Genomic DNA, 18,775 nt, shown 5'->3' on the forward strand with positions numbered 1-18,775 from the left:
GCGGCGCTGAGCCTATCCGTAATTCCGGACTGCACAAGAGACTTCCGTGAGACGACGCCCCTCCGTTTCCGGAGAGGCGTCTCCCACCAGGTGCCCGGATCAGTCTCCCGATCAGTCCCAGAGAGCGCCCAGCATCAGCTGGTCCTCCCAGGTGTTCCGGTCCGGAACATAGGCCGGTCCACAGCGGCTGCAGAAATGCTCGTGCAGACGGCGCGCGAGCGTCCAGCTGGACTCGCCTGTCCGCCCACCTGCCCGTTCCACAGCATCGACAATGAACCGGAGCGTTTCTTCGCGCAGGTCCATATTGCCTTTGCCTTTCGCCTCCGCGAGCCGCCAGCCCACCGGATCCTGGCGCAGGGCAAGGACGGCGCGCTCAACGCCATCGTGCAGAACGTAAACCGCCATGCGCCCGGCAGCGATGTCGCCGGTGAAGTCCCGCAGGCAGTTGCGGAACTCCCGCGCAACCTGCCCCAGCATTTTCCTGTCCGTCACCCGGAAGAAGGCTGGCGGCAGGTCCGGCGGGGACAGCATGTTGCCGAAGCGGGCCGGCTGCAGATCGTCCGCAGCCATGTCGAACAGACGTTCAGACGATGCGGCCCGCTCCCACCGGCGGGCGACGGATGCGGCCTGTGTCTGTCCGCGCATACGCACGGCCAGACCGAAGGCTGCGGCAAGATCCTCCACGGCGCCTTTGCTGTCCGGAATGTGCCGAAGGATTTTCGGCCGCCGGAGCAGGACAGGCAAGGCGCGGATCAGGCGCAGCTGCGCCGGACGGATTTCATCCGTATGCCGCAATACCTGCGCCGTATTCTCATCCGAAAACAGCGACAGGAACAAGTCATAATCCGCCGCCTCCCAGAGGGTCTCGCCCAACCGGGAAAGCACCTTCATCAGACCGCCGGTGGCCTGGCCGTGCATGAGGTGTTTTGCAACATCCCCATCCTGCCCGTACCCGGCGATATGGGCGATCTCTTCAAGGTCGAGATCACGCGCCAGCAGGATGGCCGCCGCATGACGGCGCGCCGATGGCAGGGCCAGAAACTTCACATGCGGCGCCGGCCAGGCAATGGCCAGCGCTTCGGCATGGGGCCCAGCGAGGAACTGCAACAGTGGCGTCATGGCACCGGCACGGCCATGCGGCCGCACGTGGCGCCGGGTCATGGGATTGCCCATGATCCACCTCCTTCCATATCGTCCGCATGCCGGAAGGCCGGGTCCGGACCGATCGAAGTCAGAAAAATTGTGAGGTCAGACGCCCACCGGCAAACGCGCGGGGGACGCTGACAGCGCTCCCCATCGACTGAGGAGCAGGTTTGTTGTTGTACAACCGTGCTTCATCTGTTTGTTCCGTTGATTGGTTTGACCAGCCGTCTGTATCCGGACGGCTGGTCAAGAGGAGGGTGGCGTATAAGGTGAGCCACCGTTGCGTGTCAAGGACACATCGAAATTAATTCGATCAGCCTTTGACGCAAACGACCTGTTTCAGTGTGTGGACAATCTCCACAAGGTCGGTCTGCGCGGCCATGACGGCGTCGATGTTCTTGTAGGCCATCGGCGTTTCGTCGATGACGCCGGAGTCTTTCCGGCATTCCACGCCTTCCGTCGCCATGAGGTGGTCCTCCACAGTGAAGGTCCGCTTGGCTTCCGACCGGCTCATAGCTCGCCCTGCCCCGTGCGAACACGAACAGAAAGAGTCTGCATTGCCCTTCCCGCGCACGATGAAGGACTTCGCCCCCATCGAGCCGGGAATGATGCCGAGGTCGCCTGCACCGGCGCGCACAGCGCCTTTGCGGGTCACCCAGACATTTGCGCCGAAGTGGTGTTCCCGCTCCACATAATTGTGGTGGCAGTTCACCGCTTCCTTCTCCAGCGAGAAGCCAGGGAAGAAATCGCGCAAGGCAAGCAGCACGCGGTCCATCATCACCTCGCGGTTAAGGCGCGCATAGTCCTGCGCCCAACCCACGGCCATCGTGTAGTCATCGAACAGGTCTTCCCCTTCCACGAAGAAGGCGAGGTCCTTGTCCGGGACGTGATAGCCGAGCACCCGCTTCTCCAGGGCCTCGCGGGCTTCCTGGATGAAGTAGGTGCCGAGGATGTTCCCCGTGCCGCGGGATCCGGAATGCAGCATCACCCACACACGGTCCGCTTCATCGAGGCAAAGCTCGATGAAGTGGTTCCCGCCGCCAAGCGTTCCCAGCTGTGTCGCGAACTTCGCGCGCTTGACGCGCTTGTGTTTCGCGAGGATCACCTCGAGACGCGTGTCGAGCCCCGACCGGCGGAGCGCCGAAGCGGCCCGCGCCGGGGTGTCCTTGTGGTTTCCACCCGGTCCGTTGCCAACCGGCACCTTCCGCTCGATCTCGCTGCGTACAGCCGAGAGACTGTCTGGCAGGTCATTCGCGGTCAGGCTGGTCCGCACCGCCATCATACCGCATCCGATGTCGACACCGACAGCGGCGGGAATGATCGCGCCTTTGGTCGGGATCACCGAACCAACCGTTGCGCCGCGCCCGAAATGCACGTCTGGCATAACGGCAAGGTGCGAGTGCACGAACGGCAGCCCGGCGACATTCTCAAGCTGCTCACGCGCGGCGTTTTCCACCGTCACGCCTTTCACCCAAGCCTTGATGCGGCCACCGGCAAAGGTTTCGAACACTTCAAACTCACTCATCGTTTCACAGCCTGCTCTAGGCAGACCCCTCCTGAGAAGCCCTCCGCGCGAATCCCTTTGGGTGAGAGAGAAAAGAAAACCCTCCGGGCGGAACGCGCGGAGGGCGGTATCTGACCATTCAGGTCATCGGGCTGACCATCAGCCCTTATCCAGCAACCTCCATGCGGAATCGATCGCAGCCCTGCGCCAGGGCGGCATTCTTCCGTGTCTGACTTGGGAACCGATCGTTCATCGGGCCTCTCCGTTGCTGAATGGAGGCGCCGTATGATGGAAGCAGGCAAATGCGTCAACCGCAAAAAACAAAAAGCCCCGGAGGAAAACTCCGGGGCTCTTTGATTTCCTTGCGGAAAATTTTTTGCGCGGATTATTCGCCGGCTTCGAGTTCTGCCTCGTGGCGAGCCTTGTCGGCGGCGCCTTTGGCAGACTCGTCACGGTCGACGAGTTCCAGGACAGCAACCGGTGCATTGTCGCCATGGCGGTAGCCGGCTTTCAGCACGCGGGTATAGCCGCCATTGCGGTCCTTGTAGCGCTCGCCGAAGACGTCGAACAGCTTGCGGACAGCATCTTCGTTGCGGACCTTGGAGAGGGCCTGACGGCGGGCAGCGAGGTCACCCTTCTTGGCCAGGGTCACCAGCTTGTCCATCAGCGGAGCCATTTCCTTGGCTTTCGGCACCGTCGTCACGATCTGTTCGTGTTCGATCAGGCTTGCGGCCATGTTGGCGAACATCGCCTTCCGGTGGGAAGTCGTTTTGTTCAGAGTTCTGTATCCGAGGCGATGGCGCATTGTCGTTATCCTTCAGGAGGTGGTCAGGCCCCCGTCTGAGTTTCGGGTCCTAGAGGTGGTCGTCGTATTTCTTGGCGAGGCCTTCGATGTCTTCCGGCGGCCAGTCCGGCACTTCCATGCCGAGGTGCAGGCCAAGACCAGCGAGGACTTCCTTGATTTCGTTCAGCGACTTGCGGCCGAAGTTCGGAGTGCGAAGCATTTCCGCTTCCGACTTCTGGATCAGGTCACCGATGTAAACGATGTTGTCGTTCTTCAGGCAGTTTGCCGAGCGCACGGACAGTTCCAGCTCGTCCACCTTCTTGAGGAGAACCGGGTTGAAGCCGAGATCGGTTTCTTCCGTCTGGGTGCCGGCTTCCAGCGTCGGCTCTTCGAAGTTGATGAAGAGCTGCAGCTGGTCCTGCAGGATGCGTGCGGCGTAAGCGACGGAATCTTCCGGCGTGACCGACCCATCGGTTTCGATGTCGAGGGTCAGTTTGTCGTAGTCCAGCTTCGTACCTTCACGGGTGTCTTCCACCTGGTAGCCGACGCGGCGGACCGGCGAATAGATCGCATCAATCGGGATATAGCCGATCGGCGCATCTTCCGGACGGTGGGCTTCGGCCGGGACATAGCCCTTGCCGGTGTCGACGGTGAATTCCATGCGCACTTCGGCGCCGTCATCGAGCGTACAGATGACGTGATCCGGATTGAGGATCTTGGTGTCGCCCGAGGTCTCGATCTGACCGGCCTTCACTTCGCCCGGGCCGGTCGCCTTGAGGACCATGCGCTTGGACGATTCGCTTTCCATGAAGATCGCGACCTGCTTGAGGTTCAGAACGATCGTGGTCACGTCTTCACGCACGCCCGGAATGGCGGAGAATTCGTGAACGACATTGTCGATCTGGACGCCAATGATGGCAGCACCTTGCAGCGAGGACAGCAGCACGCGGCGCAGGGCGTTGCCCAGCGTCGTGCCATAACCACGTTCCAGCGGCTCAATGACGAGCTTCGCCTTGCGCTTCGGGTCGTATCCGGCCTGAACCACCGGGCGGTTCGGGCGGATCAGTTCTTTCCAGTTACGGTCGTTGACGGCGGTGTTCTCGGCCATGTGTGGCGATCCTCAAAAAGCGGAAGGCGGCGCGATAGAGTCGCGCCACCGGGAAGGTTCTATCCGTTTAGACGCGGCGGCGTTTCGGCGGGCGGCACCCATTGTGCGGGATCGGCGTGGTGTCGCTGATCGCAGTAACCGTCAGGCCGGCAGCCTGAAGGGCACGCAGAGCGCTCTCACGGCCCGAGCCCGGACCACGGACGAGAACCTCGACGGTTTGCAGGCCATGATCCATGGCCTTCTTGGCGGCATCTTCAGCGGCCATCTGGGCAGCATACGGGGTCGACTTACGCGATCCCTTGAAGCCCATCGTGCCCGATGAAGACCAGGAGATGGTGTTCCCCTGCGCATCGGTGATGGTGACCATCGTGTTGTTGAAGCTGGAGTTCACATGAACAACACCCGAGGTGATGTTCTTGCGTTCCTTGCGGCGGACGCGGGTCGTCTCACGAGCCATGACGAACTACCCCTTACTTCTTCTTGCCGGCGATCGGCTTGGCTGGACCCTTGCGGGTACGTGCGTTGGTGTGCGTCCGCTGACCGCGAACCGGCAGCTTGCGGCGATGGCGCAGGCCACGGTAGCAGCCAAGATCCATCAGACGCTTGATGTTCATCGACGTGTCGCGGCGCAGGTCACCTTCGACCATGTAATCGGCGTCGATCGTTTCGCGGATCTTGATAACCTCAGCGTCGGTCAGTTCGTTCACGCGGCGGGACGCGTCAACGCCCACCTTATCGCAGATTTCCTGTGCGAAGGACGGACCAATGCCGTGGATGTACCGCAGCGCAATGACGACGCGCTTGTTGGTCGGGATATTTACGCCTGCAATACGGGCCAATGCCGGTTCTCCTCAAGCGGACTGTTCAAACATTAAAAGCGCGCCGAGCCGGAAACGGTCCGCCTCGCGCGCCGGCGATTAAGCCTTAAGCTAAGAATGGAGGCTTATAGCCGTGGAAATTAACGCGTCAACAGCGGAATCCCAGCTTTATGCCGTCTCTTTCAGCGCAGCGTCGATCTGCTTTGCGACCTCGTCGATCGAGGCCATCCCGTCGACTTCCGTCAGGATGCTCCGCTCAGCGTAAATCGGCACCAGAGGGGCCGTGTCCTCATAGTACTTTTCAAGACGTTTCGAGAAGGTTTCCGGATTGTCATCCTTGCGCCCCTGCTCTTCAAAACGCTTGGTTACACGTGCCAGAAGCTGTTCGTCGTCCACCACGAGGCGGATGACGCGGTTCACTTCCGTGTCGCGCGACTTGAGCAGCTCGTCCAGGGCGCCTGCCTGGCCAACCGTACGCGGGAAGCCATCGAAGATAAATCCGGCGGCCCCTTTGTTGGCGGTGAGCTGTTCGTCGATCAGGGCGATCACGATCTCGTCGGAGACGAGGCCGCCTTCGTCCATGATCTTGGCAACACGCTGGCCCAGTTCCGAGCCTGAGGCACGCGCAGCGCGCAACATGTCTCCTGTGGAGAGCTGGACGAAGCCACGCTCCTCAACCAGACGTTTCGCCTGCGTACCCTTCCCGGCCGCAGGCGGCCCGAACAGTATCAAATTCATTTTTTCCGGCCCCCGAGCTTCGACTTCTTGATCATGCCTTCGTATTGATGCGCAATCAAATGCGACTGTATCTGCGTCACGGTGTCCATCGTCACCGACACCACAATCAGCAGAGATGTCCCGCCGATGTAAAACGGGATTTCTGGAAAATAGCGCCGCAACAGTTCTGGCAAAACACAGACAAAGGTCAAATAGAGCGCACCGATCACGGTCAGGCGAGTCAGCACATAGTCGAAGTAGGCGGCGGTGTTCGAACCGGGCCGGATACCCGGGATAAAACCACCATATTTCCGGAGGTTATCCGCCGTTTCCTCGGGATTAAACATGATCGAGGTGTAGAAGAACGTGAAGAAGATCACGAGCACACAATAGGAGATGATGTGCGTCCAGGTGCCGGCCGAAAAGTTCGCCGCAAGCCAGGACAGAACCCCGTTCACATCCGTGTCCGCTGCTGCACCGGCTGCGTTACCGCCCATGAAGCCCACGACAGTGAGCGGCAGCATCAGCAGGGCCGACGCAAAGATCGGGGGAATCACGCCCGCCGTGTTGATCTTGAGCGGCAGGAAGCTCTTCTGCCCCTGCGCAGCGCCATGCGCCTGCTGGCGCTTCGGATACTGGATCAGCAGCCGCCGCTGCGAGCGCTCCATGAACACGATGAACACAACCAGAGCGATCACCATGGCGGCGATTGCGATGACGAACACCACGTTGACCGAGGTAGCCCGCGCCTGGCTGATAAGGTTTACAATCGCCTTGGGCAGCTCTGCCACGATACCGGCGAAGATGATCAGCGAGACGCCGTTCCCGATGCCGCGCGCGGTAATCTGCTCACCCATCCACATCAGCAGCATGGTGCCGCCCGTGAGGGTCACCACACCAGTCAGGATGAAGAACGGCCCGGCGATGCCATCGATCCGGACATGCGAGAGCCCGGAAGAGATCGCGAATGACTGCACCAGCGCGAACGCCAGCGTCAGGTAACGGGTGTACTGGTTGATCTGCTTGCGGCCCGCCTCGCCTTCCTTCTTCAGCTTTTCGAGCGTCGGAGAGGCCTGGGTCATCATCTGGATGATGATGGAGGCCGTAATGTACGGCATCACGTTCAGGGCGAAGATGCCCATCCGCTCCACGGCCCCACCGGCAAACATGTTCATGTTGCCGAGAAGACCGCCGGACTGGCTTTCAAAGATCGACGCGTAAGCGACCGGGTCGAGACCGGGAATCGGGACGAAGGTGCCGAGCCGGTAGAGCAACAACATGCCCAGAGTAAACAGGATGCGGTTCTGAAGGTCCTTGGCCTTGGCAAAGGTTCCCAGATTTACATTGCGAGCCATCTGTTCTGCGGCATTGGCCATCGACGCTCGATCTCCCTGAAAATGCGTGCGCCGCCAAAATCGGCGGCGTCACGGTGTTTGTGAAGGGGTTCCGGGTAAAAACCTCTGTTTATTCTGCAGCCGTGTCTTTCGCGGCACCCGTAACCGTCACCTTGCCGCCGGCCTTTTCAACGGCTTCGATAGCCGCCTTGGACGCGCCGGTCACTGTGATGTTGAGGTTTTTCGGAGCATCGCCCTTGGCCAGCAGGCGCACACCGTCACGGACGTTGCGCACCAGGCCGGAAGCCACGAGCGTCTCTTCCGTCACGTTGGACGGATCCAGTTTGCCAGCTTCAACAGCCTTCGCGACGCGGCCCAGGTTGACCCAGGACGTCGTTTTCTGGCCGCGCGGCGTGAAGCCACGCTTCGGCAGGCGCATGTAGATCGGCATCTGGCCGCCTTCGAAGCCATTGATGGCAACGCCGGAACGGGCCTTCTGGCCTTTTACACCGCGGCCGCCCGTCTTGCCCTTGCCCGAGCCGACGCCGCGGCCAATGCGCATGCGCTGCTTGGTGGAGCCTTCAGCGGGGGACAGTTCGTTGAGTTTCATCGTTCTATCTTCCGATACGTCTTGATGGTGAGGGCGGCGGGCGATGCGGCGCGAGGCCTTATTCGCCGACCACCTCTACCAGGTGGGCCACTTTGCGGATCATGCCGCGCACGGCCGGAGTGTCTTCGAGTTCCTTGGTCCGGCCAACCTTGTTCAGGCCAAGGCCAACCAGCGTCTGGCGCTGTGCAGGCTTGCGGCCGATTGGGCTGCCAGTCTGGCGGACGGTAAGCTTGGATTTCGACATGTCGTTATCCTTCCCTCGGCTCAGGCTTCAACGACGCCGGCTTCCGACGCACCATCGGTGCGACGGCCAACCACGTCCTGAACTTTCAGGCCACGTTTGGATGCAACGGAACGCGGGCTGGCTTGCCCCGTCAGTGCATCAAATGTGGCGCGAACCATGTTGTACGGGTTCGAGGAGCCGATCGACTTGCCGACGACGTCCTGGACGCCCAGCACTTCCATCACGGCACGCATCGGACCACCTGCGATCACACCGGTACCGGGAGGGGCTGCGCGCAGCACAACCTTGCCAGCGCCCCAACGGCCACGGCCGTCATGGTGCAGCGTGCGGCCTTCGCGGAGCGGGATGCGGACCATGTTACGCTTGGCTTCTTCCGTTGCCTTGCGGATCGCTTCCGGAACTTCGCGGGCTTTACCCTTGCCGAAGCCGGCCCGGCCCTTCTGGTCACCAACCACGACGAGGGCTGCGAAACCGAAGTTCTTACCCCCCTTCACGGTCTTGGCGACGCGGTTGATTCCAACCAGCTTGTCGACGAATTCAGACTGCTCCTCGTCGCGATCGCGATTCCGGCGGCCTCTTCCTCTTTCTTCAGCCATAGGGGCCTCTCCTTAGAATTTGAGACCGCCCTCACGGGCGGCGTCTGCCAGGGCTTTCACCCGGCCGTGGAACATGTAGCCGCCGCGGTCGAAAACAACGTCTTCGACACCGGCTTTCTTGGCCCGCTCTGCCAGGATCTTGCCGACCTGAGCAGCGGCAGACGTATCAGCGCCGGTCTTGGCACCGCCGAGAACGTCCTTCTCCAGCGTCGAGGCCGAAGCGAGCGTGATGCCCTTCTCGTCGTCGATGATCTGGGCGGAAATGTTCTTGTGGCTGCGCGCAACCGACAGGCGCGGACGGCCTTCGGCGACCTTCCGGAGCTTTGTACGAACCCGCTGGGCGCGGCGCTGCATCTTTTCGCGTGAGCTTTTCATGGCGTTACTTCTTCTTACCTTCCTTACGGCGGACGTATTCGCCCGCGTAACGGATACCCTTGCCTTTATAAGGCTCCGGCGAACGGTACTTGCGGATTTCCGAGGCAACCTGGCCGACAGCCTGCTTGTCAGCGCCCGAAATGACGACTTCCGTCGGCTTGGACGATGCCAGCGTGATGCCTTCCGGCGCCGCGTAGACCACATCGTGCGAGAAGCCGAGGGCCAGTTTCACATCCTTGCCCTGCATCTGCGCACGATAACCAACGCCGACGAGTTCGAGCGTCTTTTCGTAGCCTTTGGACACGCCTTCAATCATGTTGGCAGCGCGCGACCGGGCGGTTCCCCACTGGGTGCGGGCAACGGCGTCAAGTGCCTGGGCAAACGTCGGCGGACGCTTGCCACGGGCCGTCTCGGCTTCGATCCGGGCGTTGGCAGCCTTCGTGAGGTCTTCACGCGGCATGACGGTCAGCTCATTGCCTTCCAGCTTCGGCGTGATGACTTCGGCAACCGTCAGGGAGAGTTCCCCCTTCGGGCCTTTTGCCTTGATCGTCTGTCCTTCGACCGTCACCGTGGTGCCGGCGGGGATCTCAATGGGGAGTTTTCCAATACGTGACATGGTGTTCTCCTAGAAGACCCGGCAGAGCACTTCGCCACCAACATTCTCTGTGCGGGCAACGTTATCGGACATCACACCTTTCGAGGTCGAAAGGATGGAGATGCCGAGGCCGTTACGCACCAGCGGAATGTCGGAGACCGAAGAGTACACGCGGCGGCCGGGCTTGGAGACACGTTTGATCTCCGAGATGACCGGCTGGCCTTCGTAATACTTGAGCTCGATTTCCAGGTTCTTGTGACCGTCTTTTTCGATTTCCGTGTAGCCGCGGATGTAGCCCTCCGACAGGAGAACCTCCAGCACACGACCGCGGAGCTTTGACGCCGGGGTGACAACTGTAGACATGCCGCGCATCTGAGCGTTGCGGATGCGTGTGAGCATATCACCGAGGGGATCAGAAATGTTCATGTGTACCCTCCTCTCTTACCAGCTGGACTTCACGAGGCCGGGGATCTGACCGTTCGAGCCAAGCTCGCGCAGCGCGATCCGCGACATTTTGAGTTTGCGATAGTAACCGCGCGGACGCCCGGATACCTCACAGCGATTGCGCACGCGGTTCGGTGCGGAATTGCGCGGCAGCTCAGCCAGTTTCAGGCGGGCCTTGTAGCGCTCTTCAAGCGACAGGTTCTCATCCATCGCCGCCGCTTTCAGCTTTGCGCGCTTTTCAGCGTAGCGTTCCACCATCTTCTGGCGTTTCGCGTTTTTCTCGATTGCGCTCTTCTTTGCCATGTCAGCAGTCTCCTGGGCGCTAGTTCCGGAACGGGAAGCCACACTCAGCAAGGAGTGCTTTGGCTTCTTCGTTGGTTGCGGCGGTGGTGCAGACGATAATGTCCATACCGCGAACGTCATCGACTTCGTCGTAATTGATCTCCGGGAACACGATGTGTTCCTTCAGACCCATGGCGTAGTTGCCACGGCCATCGAAGCTCTTGCCGTTCAGACCACGGAAGTCTTTCACGCGCGGCAGGGCAATGTTGGTCAGACGATCGAGGAACTCGTACATGCGGTCGCGGCGCAGGGTGACCTTGCAGCCGATCAGCATGCCTTCGCGGAGCTTGAAGCCCGCGATCGACTTGCGAGCCTTCGTGGCCACCGGCTTCTGGCCGGCGATCCGCTCGAGCTCGGCCAGGGCCGACTTGATCTTCTTGGAGTCCGCCACAGCTTCGCCGACGCCCATGTTGATCACGACCTTGTCCAGTTTCGGGACCATCATCGGGTTCGAGTAGTTGAACTGATCCTGCAGCTTGGCGCGGATCTGTTCGCGGTACTTCGTCTTCAGACGGGGTTCGTATGCCTTAGACATCGATGGATTCCCCAGAGCGTTTGGCATAGCGCGTCTTGCGGCCATGCTCGTCGGTTTTGAATCCCACGCGGACGGCCTTGCCATCGCGCGGATCGGTGAGCGCCACGTTCGAGACGTGAACCGGTGACTCAAACGTCTTCAGACCGCCGGCATCTGCCTGGGACGGCTTCTGGTGACGCTTCACAACGTTCACGCCGCGCACGACGACGCGGTTCTCATCCGGGATCACCTTCAGGACTTCGCCCGTGGTGCCCTTGTTCCGGCCGGCGATCACGACAACCGTGTCGCCCTTTTTGATCTTCGCAGCCATGTTACAGGACCTCCGGGGCCATGTTGGCGATCTTGACCTGGTTCTTGCCGCGCAGTTCACGCGGAACCGGGCCGAACACACGGGTGCCGATCGGCTCGCCATTGTTGTTGATCAGGACGGCAGCGTTCGTGTCGAAACGAATGGTGGAGCCGTCCGGGCGGTTGATGTCTTTTGCCACGCGAACGACGACGGCCTTGCGGACATCCCCCTTCTTCACGCGGCCTGTCGGGATCGCTTCCTTCACGGAGACCACGATCACGTCCCCGACGGAGGCATAACGACGGCCTGCGCCACCCAGCACCTTGATGCACTGGACGCGGCGCGCGCCGGAGTTGTCAGCCACCCGCAGGTTGGTCTGCATCTGGATCATGCGTCACTCCCTTCGCCGGTTACGAGTTCCCAACGCTTCAGTTTGGACTTCGGCGTGCACTCTTGAATGGTGACGATCTGCCCTTCGACGGCGGCATTGGCCTCGTCGTGAGCGTGATACTTCTTAGAGCGGCGAACGATCTTCTTCATCACTGGATGAGTGAAGGTCCGTTCGACGCGGACGATTGCGGTCTTGTTCTGCTTGGCGGAGACCACGACGCCTTCCATGATACGCTTGGGCATGATCCCTCTCCTTACGCCTGACCGGCCTGAGCCTTCTCACGCATCAGAGTCTTCACGCGAGCAATGTCGCGGCGGACTTCAGAAACGCGGGAAGTTTTTTCCAGTTGACCGGTGGCCGCCTGGAAACGCAGGTTGAACTGTTCCTTCTTCAGCTTCACCAGATCATCCTTGAGCTGGTCAGCCGATTTCGTCTTCAAGTCATCGAGACGCGCTTTGGTCTTGCGAGCCATGATCAGATCCCCTCGATACGCTTGATGATTTTGGTCTTGATCGGAAGCTTGGCAGCGCCGAGGCGCAGAGCTTCGCGGGCAATGTCTTCCGGCACACCGTCAATCTCGAACAGGATGCGGCCCGGGGCAACGCGGGAGACCCAACGGTCCACCGAGCCCTTGCCTTTACCCATACGCACTTCGATCGGCTTGGCCGACACCGGCACGTCCGGGAAGACGCGGATCCACACTTTACCCTGACGCTTCATCTCGCGGGTAATGGCACGGCGGGTCGCTTCGATCTGGCGCGCGGTCACGCGTTCCGGCTCGAGCGCCTTCAGGCCGAACTCGCCGAATGCCAGCGAGAAACCCGCCTTGGAGTTCCCGCGGATCTGGCCCTTGAAGGCCTTGCGGAATTTGGTTCGCTTCGGTTGACGCATCTCTTATGCTCCGGCGGTCTGTGCGCCCGTTGCCGGGCCGCGCTGGTTAGCATTTGCACGTGCACGGGACTGGCCGGACGATTCCAGGCGCTTGTCCTGTGCCATCGGGTCGTGCTCCAGGATCTCGCCTTTGTAGACCCAGACCTTGATCCCGATGATGCCGTAGGTGGTTTCGGCTTCGGCAGTGCCGTAGTCGATGTCGGCGCGCAGCGTGTGCAGCGGCACGGACCCTTCAGCATACTTTTCAGTACGGGCGATCTCGGCGCCGCCAAGACGGCCGGCAACCATGATCTTCACACCGTCTGCGCCAAGGCGCATGGCGGACTGAATGGCCCGTTTCATCGTGCGGCGGAACGAAGCCCGGCGCTCAAGCTGGCGTGCAATGTCGTCGGCGATCAGCGTGGCGTCGATTTCCGGCTTGCGGATTTCAACGAGGTTCACGCGGACTTCATCCTCGGTCATCTTCGACAGGTCCTTGCGGAGCGTCTCGATGTCCCCACCCTTCTTGCCGATCACCAGACCCGGGCGAGCCGTGTGGATCGTGATGAGGCACTTCTTGTGCGGGCGTTCGATGATGATCTTCGAAATGCCGGCTTGCTTGAGGCGCTTGCGGATTTCCTTGCGGATCCCGATGTCCTCATGCAGCAGACGGCCAAAATCGGCGCTGTCTGCGTACCAGCGGCTGTCGGACGTCCGGTTGATACCGAGACGCAGGCCGATCGGATTTACTTTCTGACCCATCAGGCAGCCTCCGCTTCCATGCTCGTGTCACGCAGCACAATGGTGAGCTGCGCGAAGGGTTTCTGGATCGGTGCAGCGCGGCCACGGGCACGGGCCCGAATACGCTTCATCACCAGGTTCTTGCCAACGTGGGCCTCGGCGACGACCAGGCTGTCGATGTCGAGGTTGTGGTTGTTTTCAGCGTTCGCGATAGCGCTCTGCAGCAGCTTGCGAACATCCTTGGCCGGACGTTTAGGCGAAAACTGAAGCTCAGCCAGAGCCCGCTCGACCGGAAGGCCGCGGATCTGCTGTGCCAGCAGGTTCAGCTTCTGCGGGCTGGAACGGTACATGCGCAGGACAGCGCGCGACTCGTTCGAAGCCTGCTTAGGAGGATTCTTGGCCTTACCCATGGCTTACTTCCTCTTCGCTTTCTTGTCCGCGCCGTGGCCGTAGTAGGTGCGGGTCGGGGCGAATTCGCCGAACTTGTGACCCACCATCTCTTCCGACACGGTAACGGGGATGAACTTGTTGCCATTGTGGACCTGGAAGTTCAGGCCAACGAATTGCGGCATGATCGTCGAGCGACGGGACCAGGTCTTGATCACAGTGCGCTTCTCGGAGGAACGGGCTTCCTCTGCTTTCTTCAGCAGGTAGCCGTCGACGAACGGGCCTTTCCAGACAGAACGGGGCATGTCTCGTGGCTCCTGTTAGCGTTTCGCGTTACGGCGACGGATGATGAGACGATCCGTAGCCTTGTTCTTGCGGGTCTTGGGACCGCGGGTCTTCTTGCCCCACGGCGTCACCGGGTGACGACCGCCGGACGATTTACCTTCACCACCACCGTGCGGGTGGTCGACCGGGTTCATCACGACACCACGGACAGACGGGCGCTTGCCGAGGTGGCGCTTGCGGCCAGCCTTGGAGAGCACCTGGTTCATGTTGTCCGGGTTGGACACAGCACCGACGGTTGCCAGGCAGGTATCCATCACCATGCGCAGTTCGCCCGAAGTGAGCTTGATCTGGGCATAGCCACCATCGCGGCCAACAAGCTGGGCGTAGGTACCGGCAGAGCGGACCATCTGGGCGCCCTTTTGCGGCTTCAGCTCGATGTTGTGGATGATCGTCCCGACCGGGATGCTTTTCAGCGGCAGCGTGTTGCCCGGCTTGATGTCCGCCGTTGCGGAAGTGATGACGGTGTCACCGACTTCCAGGCGCTGCGGCGCGATGATGTAGGACAGCTGGCCGTCCTCATACTTGATCAGCGCGATGAAGGCCGTGCGGTTCGGATCGTATTCCAGGCGCTCGACGGTCGCCGGAATGTCCCAACGGTTACGCTTGAAGTCGACCTTGCGGTACAGCTTCTTCGCGCCACCGCCGATACGGCGTGCCGTGATGCGACCCTTGTTGTTGCGTCCGCCCTTCTTGGTCAGGCCCTCGGTGAGCGCCTTGACCGGCTTGCCCTTGTGGAGCTCGGAACGGTCGACCAGAACGAGCTGGCGGCGGCCGGGCGAAGTCGGATTGAATGTCTTCAGTGCCATAATATTCGTCCTTCCCGCTTACAGGCCCGTCGTGATGTCGACAGACTGGCCTTCAGCAAGCGTCACAATGGCTTTCTTGATGTCGGAACGACGTCCGGCATAGCCACGGAAGCGCTTGGTCTTGCCCTTCTGGAGGATCGTGTTGACCTTGGTCACGTCGACCTTGAACAGGGTCTCGACCGCGTCCTTGATCTGTTTCTTGTCGGCATCGATAGCGACTTCGAACACAATCTTGTTCTGTTCGGCGACCAGCGTCGACTTCTCGGTGATGAGAGGACGGCGCAGGACGTCGTAGTGATGGGGTTGCACGTCAGCCATGACGATCAGGCCTCCTTCGATCCGTCGAAGCGCGCCTGGATACCCTCGGCAGCTTCCTTGGTGATGACCAGCGTCTTGCGGCGCAGAATGTCGTAAACGTTCAGGCCAGCGACCGGCAGCACGTCGATGTTCGGGATGTTGCGCGCAGCCTTGGCGAAGTTTTCGTCAACTGCGGAGCCCGAAATGATCAGCGCGTTCTCGATGCCGAGACCTGCAAACTGGCCAGCCAGTTCCTTCGTCTTGGCGGAGGTGAGCACAGCGTCGTCCAGAACGAGGATCGCTTCGCCCTTCACTTTCGAAGACAGCGCATGGGCCAGAGCCATTTTGCGGACTTTCTTCGGCAGGTCGTGAGCGTGGCTGCGGACGCGCGGGCCGTGGGCAATACCGCCACCGACGAAGATCGGTGCGTTGCGCGAACCGTGACGTGCGCCGCCGGAACCTTTCTGGCGGATGTACTTCTTCGTCGTGCGGTTCACTTCACCGCGCGACTTGGTCTTGTGCGTACCGGCCTGACGGCGAGCGAGCTGCCAGCGAACGGTGCGCTGCAGGATGTCGTCGCGGATCTCGTCGATTCCGAAGATCGCATCGTCGACCGTGATATTGCCGGCAGCCTTGCCAGCCAGGGTTTTGACTGCGAGTTCCATTATTCGGCGCTCTCTTGATTGGTGTTGCCTTCAGCGGCCTTGAACGAACCGGCTGCCGGCGTATCGGCATGCGGAGCCTTCTTCACTGCGTCGCGGATTTCGACGAAGGCGCCATCGTGACCCGGGACAGCGCCCTTCACGAGGATCAGGCCACGATCGACGTCCGTACGGACGACTTCGATGTTCTGGGTGGTCACGCGCTCAACGCCGTAGTGACCGGCCATCTTCTTGCCTTTCCAGACACGGCCCGGATCCTGGTTTGCACCGGTCGAACCGTGGGAACGGTGAGAGATCGACACACCGTGGGTCGCGCGGAGACCACCGAAGTTCCAGCGCTTCATGGCGCCGGAGAAACCTTTACCGATGGTCAGCGCAGCAACATCGACTTTCTGGCCGATAGCAAAGTGGTCAGCAAGGACCGTCGCGCCAACTTCCGGCAGGTCGCCGGAGACGCGAAATTCTTTCAGCTTACGCTTCGGCGCAACGCCGGCTTTCGCGAACTGGCCGCGCAGCGCCTTCGTGGTGCGCTTGGCCTTCTTGTCGCCAACACCCATGATCACGGCCTTGTAGCCGTCCGTCCGGGTGACTTCGCCACCCTTCTTGGTGGTGACGGTGCGCTCGTCTTCCGTGCGCACGCCGACGACCTGACAGCCGTCGAGCGACAGGACGGTCACGGGAACGTGACGGCCCTGCTCATCGAATACGCGCGTCATGCCGACTTTGCGGGCAAGCACGCCGGTACGGGCTGCTGGCAGAGCCATTAACGGCCTCCCTCAAGCTTGATTTCGATGCCGACGCCGGAGGACAGGTCGAGCTTCATGAGCGCGTCGACGGTCTGCGGGGTCGGGTCCACGATGTCGAGGATGCGCTTGTGCGTGCGGATCTCGAACTGTTCGCGGGATTTCTTGTCGATGTGGGGCGAGCGGTTCACGGTGAAGCGCTCGATACGTGTTGGCAGCGGGATCGGGCCTTTGACTTCAGCGCCCGTGCGCTTTGCCGTGTTCACGATCTCTTTCGCCGACATGTCGAGGGCGCGGTGATCGAAGGCTTTCAGCCTGATCCGGATATTTTGTCGTTCCATCGTCTCGGTCCGTCCGCACAAAACACATCCGCCCGTGGGCAAAACAGCATGCGCCCGGGCGTCCGTGGGATTGAATTGTCTGTTTCGAGGGAGCGTTCGCTGATTAAAAAGCGCTGCCATCCCGGCGAAGTGGGCGGTCTATGGGATAGTCACCGCCCCGTCAACTCCTGCCCGACGTATTTTTGCTGTTGATCTGCAGTGACAGCGGGCGGTCTGGCCACCGGCAGGAAGGCCCCCTGCCCGCATGATCACACCGCCAGTACATGCCAACGATAAACCCGGGCACAAGCATGGTTAACCGATCCGGACCGGATTCCAAAAAGATTCAACGGAAATCGTCGGGAGATCCCAGCAATCTTCACCGAAATTTTCCGGATTCCTGAGACGGTCGGCTCAAACAAGATGGCAGGGTAGACAATGAATACAGTCAGAAAAATCGACGCGAGCTGGCCAGAGCCCGACAACCAGCCGGAAGAAGGCGTCGGCGCCTTCGAACTCCTCAAACACCTCCGGTCCGAATTCGAAGGCCAAGAGGCGCGCGATCTTGAGCTGACTATTCTCATGCCGTGCCTGAACGAAGCCGAAACTCTCGCCACCTGCATCCGCAAGGCACGCGACTATCTGGACCGCGCCGGAATCAAGGGCGAGGTCCTGATTGCCGACAATGGCAGCACAGACGGCTCACGCGAAATCGCCAAGGAAGAAGGCGCCCGGGTCCAGCCGGTGGCCGCGCGCGGCTATGGCGCGGCCCTGATCGGCGGCATCCGTGCTGCCCGCGGCAAGTATGTCATCATGGGCGACGCTGACGATTCCTATGATTTCGCCAATCTCGACGCCTTCGTCTGGGAACTGCGCGAGGGCGCACAACTGGTCATGGGGAACCGGTTCGAGGGCGGCATTGCGCCAGGTGCGATGCCTTTCCTCCACCGGATGCTCGGCAACCCGGTCCTCTCCTTTATCGGTCGCCTTTTCTTCAAGATCCCGGTCGGTGATTTCCATTGCGGCCTGCGCGGTTTCAACCGCGACGCCATTCGCGACCTGAAACTCTCCAGCCCGGGCATGGAATTCGCCAGCGAGATGGTGGTGAAGGCATCCCTCAATGATCTCGACATCCGTGAAGTGCCGACCACCCTGTCCCCGGATGGCCGGACGCGGGCGCCTCACCTGCGCACCTGGCGGGACGGCTGGCGTCACCTCCGCTTCCTGCTGCTACACAGTCCGAAATGGCTGTTCGGCGTGCCTGGCTCCACCTTACTTGGCGCTGGCTTGGTCGGCATCGCTGCCCTGATCGGCGGCCCATTGGAAATTGGCGGTATCCGGTTCGACCTGCTGACCCTGGTGGCGTCCTGCTTCTCGGTGATCCTCGGTGTCCAGCTGTTGACCTTCTCGCTTCTGACGCGGGTCTATGCAGGTGAGTTCGGCGTGCTGCCGACATCGAAGCACCTCGATCGGATCCTGCCTTTCCTCACGCTGGAGCGACAACTCCAGCTGGCAGCCATTCTCTGCGTTGCGGGACTAGCGGGTGCGGGCGCCGCCTTCTCCGGCTGGGCCTCTTCCGGCTTTGGCGACATCGTGGGCAGCTCCACGCTGCGCTGGTTCTCCCTGTCGCTGACCTCCGTCGCGATCAGCGTCCAGCTCGCCGCCGCCGCCTTCCTGGCGTCCTTCATCCGCCTGCCGCAATCGGGCAAGTAACCTCGCCCGGACAGAACGGAAATCCAGATACAAAAAAGGCCGCCCTGTTTGGGCGGCCTTTT

At 61.1% G+C, this 18,775-nt stretch carries 30 protein-coding genes; 1 reads left to right on the forward strand and 29 read right to left on the reverse strand.

Translation table 11 applies throughout. The features are described from left to right. Positions 1-111: 111 nt before the first annotated feature. The 29 genes from HAD_RS16345 to rpsJ form a co-directional block, all read right to left on the reverse strand. Positions 112-1,173, reverse strand: coding sequence for a hypothetical protein (locus HAD_RS16345; protein ID WP_035573548.1), 1,062 nt, complete (start codon positions 1,171-1,173; stop codon positions 112-114). A 283-nt stretch (positions 1,174-1,456) separates the two neighbouring features. Beyond that, positions 1,457-2,668, reverse strand: a complete 1,212-nt coding sequence (locus HAD_RS16350) for an RtcB family protein (protein WP_051596398.1) — start codon at positions 2,666-2,668, stop codon at positions 1,457-1,459. Positions 2,669-3,032: 364 nt separating this feature from the next. Then, complete coding sequence (rplQ, locus tag HAD_RS16355) at positions 3,033-3,452, reverse strand: 50S ribosomal protein L17 (RefSeq protein WP_035573550.1); 420 nt, start codon at positions 3,450-3,452, stop codon at positions 3,033-3,035. A 49-nt stretch (positions 3,453-3,501) separates the two neighbouring features. Beyond that, positions 3,502-4,539, reverse strand: coding sequence for a DNA-directed RNA polymerase subunit alpha (locus tag HAD_RS16360; protein ID WP_035573552.1), 1,038 nt, complete (start codon positions 4,537-4,539; stop codon positions 3,502-3,504). Between the two features lie 67 nt (positions 4,540-4,606). Next, positions 4,607-4,996 carry a 30S ribosomal protein S11 gene (gene rpsK, locus HAD_RS16365; RefSeq protein ID WP_035573554.1) on the reverse strand — a complete coding sequence of 130 codons (390 nt, stop codon included), beginning with the start codon at positions 4,994-4,996 and terminating at the stop codon, positions 4,607-4,609. Between the two features lie 13 nt (positions 4,997-5,009). Continuing rightward, complete coding sequence (gene rpsM, locus HAD_RS16370) at positions 5,010-5,378, reverse strand: 30S ribosomal protein S13 (RefSeq protein ID WP_035573556.1); 369 nt, start codon at positions 5,376-5,378, stop codon at positions 5,010-5,012. A 147-nt stretch (positions 5,379-5,525) separates the two neighbouring features. After that, positions 5,526-6,095 carry an adenylate kinase gene (locus tag HAD_RS16375; RefSeq protein ID WP_035573558.1) on the reverse strand — a complete coding sequence of 190 codons (570 nt, stop codon included), beginning with the start codon at positions 6,093-6,095 and terminating at the stop codon, positions 5,526-5,528. Continuing rightward, positions 6,092-7,450: a preprotein translocase subunit SecY gene (secY, locus tag HAD_RS16380; RefSeq protein ID WP_035573560.1), complete on the reverse strand. Its 1,359-nt coding sequence runs from the start codon at positions 7,448-7,450 to the stop codon at positions 6,092-6,094. Before secY ends, HAD_RS16375 begins: the two co-directional genes overlap by 4 nt. Positions 7,451-7,538: 88 nt before the next feature. After that, positions 7,539-8,018 carry a 50S ribosomal protein L15 gene (gene rplO / locus HAD_RS16385; RefSeq protein ID WP_035573562.1) on the reverse strand — a complete coding sequence of 160 codons (480 nt, stop codon included), beginning with the start codon at positions 8,016-8,018 and terminating at the stop codon, positions 7,539-7,541. A gap of 58 nt (positions 8,019-8,076) precedes the next feature. Then, a complete protein-coding gene (gene rpmD / locus HAD_RS16390; RefSeq protein ID WP_035573564.1) occupies positions 8,077-8,262 on the reverse strand; it encodes a 50S ribosomal protein L30 in 186 nt (61 codons plus the stop codon). Positions 8,263-8,282: 20 nt separating this feature from the next. Beyond that, the gene (gene rpsE, locus HAD_RS16395; protein WP_035573566.1) at positions 8,283-8,858 is read right to left on the reverse strand and encodes a 30S ribosomal protein S5; all 576 of its coding nucleotides are present in this window, start codon (positions 8,856-8,858) and stop codon (positions 8,283-8,285) included. Between the two features lie 12 nt (positions 8,859-8,870). Next, the gene (rplR, locus tag HAD_RS16400) at positions 8,871-9,233 is read right to left on the reverse strand and encodes a 50S ribosomal protein L18 (protein WP_034765836.1); all 363 of its coding nucleotides are present in this window, start codon (positions 9,231-9,233) and stop codon (positions 8,871-8,873) included. Between the two features lie 4 nt (positions 9,234-9,237). Beyond that, positions 9,238-9,849: a 50S ribosomal protein L6 gene (gene rplF / locus HAD_RS16405; protein ID WP_035573568.1), complete on the reverse strand. Its 612-nt coding sequence runs from the start codon at positions 9,847-9,849 to the stop codon at positions 9,238-9,240. A gap of 9 nt (positions 9,850-9,858) precedes the next feature. Beyond that, positions 9,859-10,254: a 30S ribosomal protein S8 gene (gene rpsH, locus HAD_RS16410; protein ID WP_035573570.1), complete on the reverse strand. Its 396-nt coding sequence runs from the start codon at positions 10,252-10,254 to the stop codon at positions 9,859-9,861. A gap of 15 nt (positions 10,255-10,269) precedes the next feature. Beyond that, on the reverse strand, positions 10,270-10,575 hold the full coding sequence (rpsN, locus tag HAD_RS16415) for a 30S ribosomal protein S14 (RefSeq protein ID WP_035573572.1): 306 nt from the start codon (positions 10,573-10,575) through the stop codon (positions 10,270-10,272). A gap of 19 nt (positions 10,576-10,594) precedes the next feature. Further along, positions 10,595-11,149, reverse strand: a complete 555-nt coding sequence (gene rplE / locus HAD_RS16420; RefSeq protein ID WP_035573575.1) for a 50S ribosomal protein L5 — start codon at positions 11,147-11,149, stop codon at positions 10,595-10,597. Next, positions 11,142-11,459, reverse strand: coding sequence for a 50S ribosomal protein L24 (gene rplX, locus HAD_RS16425; protein ID WP_035573577.1), 318 nt, complete (start codon positions 11,457-11,459; stop codon positions 11,142-11,144). The genes rplE and rplX overlap by 8 nt, the downstream gene beginning before the upstream one ends. Before the next feature lies 1 nt (position 11,460). Further along, positions 11,461-11,829 (reverse strand): 50S ribosomal protein L14, encoded by a 369-nt coding sequence (rplN, locus tag HAD_RS16430; protein ID WP_034765820.1) that lies wholly within the window; start codon positions 11,827-11,829, stop codon positions 11,461-11,463. Further along, complete coding sequence (rpsQ, locus tag HAD_RS16435; protein ID WP_035573579.1) at positions 11,826-12,071, reverse strand: 30S ribosomal protein S17; 246 nt, start codon at positions 12,069-12,071, stop codon at positions 11,826-11,828. The genes rplN and rpsQ overlap by 4 nt, the downstream gene beginning before the upstream one ends. 11 nt (positions 12,072-12,082) lie before the next feature. Further along, positions 12,083-12,301, reverse strand: a complete 219-nt coding sequence (rpmC, locus tag HAD_RS16440; RefSeq protein ID WP_035573581.1) for a 50S ribosomal protein L29 — start codon at positions 12,299-12,301, stop codon at positions 12,083-12,085. Positions 12,302-12,303: 2 nt separating this feature from the next. Next, on the reverse strand, positions 12,304-12,720 hold the full coding sequence (gene rplP / locus HAD_RS16445; protein WP_034765815.1) for a 50S ribosomal protein L16: 417 nt from the start codon (positions 12,718-12,720) through the stop codon (positions 12,304-12,306). Between the two features lie 3 nt (positions 12,721-12,723). Further along, the gene (gene rpsC / locus HAD_RS16450; RefSeq protein ID WP_035573583.1) at positions 12,724-13,461 is read right to left on the reverse strand and encodes a 30S ribosomal protein S3; all 738 of its coding nucleotides are present in this window, start codon (positions 13,459-13,461) and stop codon (positions 12,724-12,726) included. After that, complete coding sequence (gene rplV, locus HAD_RS16455; RefSeq protein WP_035573586.1) at positions 13,461-13,850, reverse strand: 50S ribosomal protein L22; 390 nt, start codon at positions 13,848-13,850, stop codon at positions 13,461-13,463. Before rplV ends, rpsC begins: the two co-directional genes overlap by 1 nt. A 3-nt stretch (positions 13,851-13,853) precedes the next feature. Continuing rightward, a complete protein-coding gene (gene rpsS / locus HAD_RS16460; protein ID WP_034765812.1) occupies positions 13,854-14,132 on the reverse strand; it encodes a 30S ribosomal protein S19 in 279 nt (92 codons plus the stop codon). Positions 14,133-14,147: 15 nt separating this feature from the next. Beyond that, entirely contained in the window at positions 14,148-14,978 is an 831-nt protein-coding gene (gene rplB / locus HAD_RS16465; RefSeq protein ID WP_035573589.1) for a 50S ribosomal protein L2, read from the reverse strand. Between the two features lie 18 nt (positions 14,979-14,996). After that, positions 14,997-15,296 (reverse strand): 50S ribosomal protein L23, encoded by a 300-nt coding sequence (locus HAD_RS16470; RefSeq protein ID WP_035573591.1) that lies wholly within the window; start codon positions 15,294-15,296, stop codon positions 14,997-14,999. Positions 15,297-15,301: 5 nt separating this feature from the next. Further along, on the reverse strand, positions 15,302-15,940 hold the full coding sequence (gene rplD, locus HAD_RS16475) for a 50S ribosomal protein L4 (protein ID WP_035573593.1): 639 nt from the start codon (positions 15,938-15,940) through the stop codon (positions 15,302-15,304). Next, positions 15,940-16,701, reverse strand: coding sequence for a 50S ribosomal protein L3 (rplC, locus tag HAD_RS16480; protein ID WP_035573595.1), 762 nt, complete (start codon positions 16,699-16,701; stop codon positions 15,940-15,942). Before rplC ends, rplD begins: the two co-directional genes overlap by 1 nt. Beyond that, positions 16,701-17,021 (reverse strand): 30S ribosomal protein S10, encoded by a 321-nt coding sequence (rpsJ, locus tag HAD_RS16485; RefSeq protein ID WP_034765807.1) that lies wholly within the window; start codon positions 17,019-17,021, stop codon positions 16,701-16,703. The genes rplC and rpsJ overlap by 1 nt, the downstream gene beginning before the upstream one ends. Before the next feature lie 417 nt (positions 17,022-17,438). On the opposite strand from rpsJ, the gene HAD_RS16490 reads away from it, so the two are divergent. Then, the gene (locus HAD_RS16490) at positions 17,439-18,713 is read left to right on the forward strand and encodes a glycosyltransferase family 2 protein (RefSeq protein ID WP_156942315.1); all 1,275 of its coding nucleotides are present in this window, start codon (positions 17,439-17,441) and stop codon (positions 18,711-18,713) included. Positions 18,714-18,775 lie beyond the last annotated feature (62 nt).

It is taken from the genome of Hyphomonas adhaerens MHS-3 (assembly GCF_000685235.1).
Taxonomy (GTDB): Bacteria; Pseudomonadota; Alphaproteobacteria; order Caulobacterales; family Hyphomonadaceae; genus Hyphomonas; species Hyphomonas adhaerens.